This is a genomic window from Stenotrophomonas capsici (assembly GCF_034961085.1).
Taxonomy (GTDB): Bacteria; Pseudomonadota; Gammaproteobacteria; order Xanthomonadales; family Xanthomonadaceae; genus Stenotrophomonas; species Stenotrophomonas capsici.
Genome location: NZ_JAYFUH010000108.1, coordinates 1 through 4,270 on the forward strand (window position 1 = coordinate 1; position 4,270 = coordinate 4,270).

Genomic DNA, 4,270 nt, shown 5'->3' on the forward strand with positions numbered 1-4,270 from the left:
GGGGCCGTTCGTGGCCTTGAACACCGCCGCCATCCCGGCCGAACTGCTGGAAAGCGAACTGTTCGGGCATGAGGCCGGCGCGTTCACCGGCGCGCACAAGCGCCATATCGGCCGCTTCGAGCAGGCCGATGGCGGCACGCTGTTCCTGGACGAGATCGGCGACATGCCGCTGCCGCTGCAGACCCGCCTGCTGCGCGTGCTGGCCGAGGGCGAGTTCTTCCGCGTCGGCGGGCGCGAGCTGATCCATGTCGATGTGCGCGTGGTCGCCGCCACCCACCAGGACCTGGAGGCACTGGTCGAGCAGGGCCGCTTCCGTGCCGACCTGCTGCACCGGCTGGACATGGTGCGCCTGCTGCTGCCACCGCTGCGCGAGCGCCTGGCCGATGTGCCGCAGTTGGCCGAGACCTTCCTGGCCAATGCCGCACGACGGCTGGACATGCCGCCCAAGCGCCTGTCCGCGCCCGCCGTGCAGGTGCTGCGCGAGCACGCCTGGCCGGGCAACGTGCGCGAGCTGGAGAACGTGTGCTGGCGCCTGGCTGCGCTGGCGGTGGCCGACACCGTGTCGGCCGAGGATGTCCGCGCCGCGCTGGCCCGCGGCGGACGCAGCCCGCGCGGTGGTCCCGCGTTGTCGCCGGAACACTGGGACCGTGCGCTGGAAGCCTGGGCGCGCCAGCGCCTGGCCGAAGGTGCCATGGGCCTGCACGCCGAGGCCCGCGAGCGCCTGGACACGGTGCTGCTGGAGGCCGCGCTGGCATTCACCGATGGCCACCGCGCCGATGCCGCCGCCCGGCTGGGACTGGGCCGTAACACCGTCACCCGCAAACTGGGCCCGGGCCGTCGCCGCGGCAGCTGAGCGCACGACACCGGGCAAACGTTCGTAGCAAGGAGATTCCAATGCGCATCCATCTTCCCCTGACTGCCCTGGCCGCCACCGCGCTGCTGGCCGCCTGTGGCTCCGGCCCCGCGCCCCGGCCGCAGGCGCCGCCGCCGCCACCGTCGGTCAGCACCGCACGCATGGCCGAAGCCAACCTCGCGCCGGCCTCGGCCAGCCTGGTCAGCGGCCGCCTGGCGCTGGTGCCCGAAGCCGGCGGCGTGCATATCACCGGCGTGGTGGGTGGCCTGCCGCGCGGCCGGCCGTCTGCCTTCCACGTGCACGAGAAGGGCGATTGCAGCGCGGTGGACGCCAGCAGTGCCGGCGGCCACTTCAACCCCACCGCGCAGGCGCATGGCCGCGCCGGCGCCGGCGCGCACCATGCCGGGGACATGGACAACCTGCTGGCCAATGCCGAAGGCGTGGCCAATGTCGACATTCACCTGCGCGGCGTCACCCTCGGCGGTGGCGCAGTCAACGACATTGCCGGTCGCGCCCTCGTGGTGCACGCTGCACCCGACGACTACCGTAGCCAGCCTGCCGGCAATGCCGGTGCCCGTGTCGCCTGCGCGGTGATCCGCGTCGTACGCTGAATGCGCCTGTCGCTCTGATCCACCCATTCATAGGGAGCAAGACCATGCGTTTGATCCACACCACGTTGTTCCTCGCCGGCGCGCTCGCGCTGACCGCCTGCAACCAGGGCGCAGAACCCGATGCCGCCCCGGCCGAACCGGCCGCCGACGCACCTGCCGCCGCGGCCCCGGCCGCTGATCCGGCCGCTCCGCCGGCCATGGCCATGGCCGCGCCGGTCGCCGTCGCCCAGCTGGAGCCGACCAAGGACAGCACGGTCAAGGGCAGCATCAGCTTCACCGTGGTTGACGGCCAGCTGCGCGCCAGCGGCGACATCAGCGGCTTGCAGCCGGACAGCGAGCACGGTTTCCACATCCACGAGAAGGGCGATTGCAGCGCGCCGGACGGCACCAGTGCCGGTGGCCACTTCAACCCGGGCAGCAGCGAACACGGCAGCATCGACGCCACCGCCCACCACGGCGGCGACATGCCCAACATCAAGGCCGATGCCCAGGGCAACGCCCACATCGACGGCCCGGTGGCCAGCAACGTCAATGCCGGCAAGGGCGATGCGTTCGACATCATCGGCCGCGGCCTGATCGTCCATGCCGACCCGGACGACTACAAGACCCAGCCGACCGGCAATGCCGGCGCACGCCTGGCTTGCGCGGTGATCAACAAGGCACCGTAAGCGGGCGCGCTGCTCCAAACCCCCTCCCTTGCGCAGCAGGGGAGGGCGGGGGAGGGGTTCGCCTCCGGGCCGAACCGCTCCAAACAAAAGGGCCGCTTGCGCGGCCCTTCTGCATTCACCCCGGCAAGGCGCTCAGTGCGCCAGCAGCGCCTTCGCGTCCTGGCCGGCATGCACATGCACGTACAGCACGTCGATGCCATGCGCCTCCAGCACCGCGGCCATCTGCCGCTGGCGCATCAGGTACTGCTCGTACACCCGCTGCAGGCGGTCGCAGGCATTGCGCTCATGGCCGTAGTGCGCGCACCAGCCGGCCGGGTCGAACAAGGCCATGCGCACTTCGCCACCGACATAACGCAGCAGCGGTTCCGGCGGGGCTTCCAGCCATTGCTCCTGACCGGGCGCGAACATCGCCGTCTCCAGCAGCGGCCACAGGTCGGCCAGGCCCTGGTTGTCGTACTGCATGGCCATCATCGCGGCCAGGTCGTTGAAGGTGAAATAGCGTGCGTGCTCGATCTGCGCGGCAAACCCGGTCTGCGCCAGCAGCGCGGTGTCCGGCTGCGCCATGCCGTTGGCCAGCAGCACCTCTTCCAGCGCATCACGCGCTTCCTGCAGCAGCCCGGTATCGGTGCCGGTCAACACGAACGGCACCACCCGCAGCCCACCGCCGACCAGGCCCGGATCGGCCTGCAGCGGCAGCGGCACCTCACCGTTGGCATCGGCACCGAAGGCCAGCAGGCGCGGCCCCTGGTTGCGGCCGGGCGCACGCGCCTGCAGCTCTTCCAGGCGGCGATGGATCGGCAGGCCCGGGCGCAACACCTCGGCCGGGTCGAAATGCGCCGCGGCGAACACCAGGTCCAGGCCGCTGACCTGTGGCACCAGCTTGGCCAGGTCACGGCCGACCAGCGCGGCCAGTTCGCCGGCCTGGTCCGAGGACAGCGCGGCCTTGCGCGGCTGCTGGCCACCGGCCAGTTCCAGTGCCAGTACGCCCAGTGCGTTCATGTCGGGGTTGGAATTGCTCATGGTTCGCGGTTGGCCCGTCACGGGCTCGAAGCTACACTCAACGCCATTATGCCTGCTATCGCGTGCAGGCCACGTTGCACTCACATTCCAGTCATCAGGTACCCGCATGACCAGCGCTCGTCCCGTAGCCATCCTCGGTGGTGTCCGCATTCCGTTCTGCCGCCAGAACACCGCCTACTCGGATGTCGGCAACCTTGGCATGTCGGTCCGTACGCTGGGCGCCCTGGTTGAACGGTTCGGCCTGCACGGCCAGCAGCTGGGCGAAGTGGCGATGGGCGCGGTGATCAAGCATCCCAGCGACTGGAACCTGGGCCGCGAGGCCGCGCTGTCCTCCGGGCTGTCGCCGCTGACCCCGGGCATCACCCTGCAGCGTGCCTGCGGCACCTCGCTGGACACCATCATCACCGTCGCCAACAAGATCGCGCTGGGCCAGATCGAGTCGGGCATCGGCGGCGGCTCGGACACCACCTCCGACGTGCCGATCGTCTATGGCAAGAAGCTGCGCGCACGCCTGCTGGCGGCCAACCGCGCCAAGAGCACCGGCGACAAGCTCCGCGCACTGACCAAGGGCTTCAAGTTCTCCGAGCTCAAGCCCGAGTTCCCCGGCGTGGCCGAGCCGCGTACCGGCAAGAGCATGGGTGACCACTGCGAGGACATGGCCAAGGAGTGGAACATCTCGCGTGACTCGCAGGACGAGTGGGCGGTGTCCTCGCACAAGAAGCTGGCCGCCGCCTACGAGCGCGGCTTCTTCAACGACCTGATCGCACCGTTCCGTGGCGTGGAGCGCGACAACATCCTGCGCCCGGACACCTCGCTGGAAAAGCTGGCCACGCTCAAGCCGGCCTTCGACAAGACTTCCGGCCGCGGCACCCTGACCGCCGCCAATTCCACCCCGCTGACCGACGGCGCCGCCGCGGTGCTGCTGGCCAGCGAGGAATGGGCACGCGCGCACGGGCATGCGCCGCTGGCGTATCTGCGCGACGCGCAGGTGGCGGCGGTGGATTTCGTGCATGGCGAGGGCCTGCTGATGGCCCCGACCGTGGCCGTGCCGGAAATGCTCAAGCGCAATGGCCTGACCCTGCAGGATTTCGACATCTACGAAATCCATGAAGCCTTCG

Annotated in this window: 5 protein-coding genes; 4 read left to right on the forward strand and 1 reads right to left on the reverse strand. The window is 70.1% G+C overall.

Annotation, left to right across the window (positions count from 1 at the left end; genetic code table 11):
- The 3 genes from VA603_RS09210 to VA603_RS09220 all read left to right on the forward strand — a co-directional run.
- Nucleotides 1–853, forward strand: an 853-nt coding sequence (locus VA603_RS09210; RefSeq protein ID WP_323438616.1) for a sigma 54-interacting transcriptional regulator, incomplete at its 5' end; no start/stop codon positions are given.
- A 41-nt stretch (nt 854–894) separates the two neighbouring features.
- Nucleotides 895–1,464 (forward strand): superoxide dismutase family protein, encoded by a 570-nt coding sequence (locus VA603_RS09215; protein ID WP_132862366.1) that lies wholly within the window; start codon nt 895–897, stop codon nt 1,462–1,464.
- A 44-nt stretch (nt 1,465–1,508) separates the two neighbouring features.
- Nucleotides 1,509–2,132, forward strand: coding sequence for a superoxide dismutase family protein (locus VA603_RS09220; RefSeq protein WP_132862367.1), 624 nt, complete (start codon nt 1,509–1,511; stop codon nt 2,130–2,132).
- Nucleotides 2,133–2,264: 132 nt separating this feature from the next.
- On the opposite strand, the gene VA603_RS09225 is transcribed toward VA603_RS09220, so the two are convergent.
- Nucleotides 2,265–3,152, reverse strand: coding sequence for a hypothetical protein (locus VA603_RS09225; RefSeq protein WP_132862368.1), 888 nt, complete (start codon nt 3,150–3,152; stop codon nt 2,265–2,267).
- A gap of 106 nt (nt 3,153–3,258) precedes the next feature.
- On the opposite strand from VA603_RS09225, the gene VA603_RS09230 reads away from it, so the two are divergent.
- Nucleotides 3,259–4,270, forward strand: a 1,012-nt coding sequence (locus tag VA603_RS09230) for an acetyl-CoA C-acyltransferase (RefSeq protein ID WP_323438617.1), incomplete at its 3' end; no start/stop codon positions are given.

Coding starts and splice junctions, on each gene's coding strand:
- VA603_RS09215 (WP_132862366.1), top strand. CDS start 895: ATGCGCATCCATCTTCCCCTGACTGCCCTGGCCGCCACCGCGCTGCTG.
- VA603_RS09220 (WP_132862367.1), top strand. CDS start 1,509: ATGCGTTTGATCCACACCACGTTGTTCCTCGCCGGCGCGCTCGCGCTG.
- VA603_RS09225 (WP_132862368.1), bottom strand. CDS start 3,152: ATGAGCAATTCCAACCCCGACATGAACGCACTGGGCGTACTGGCACTG.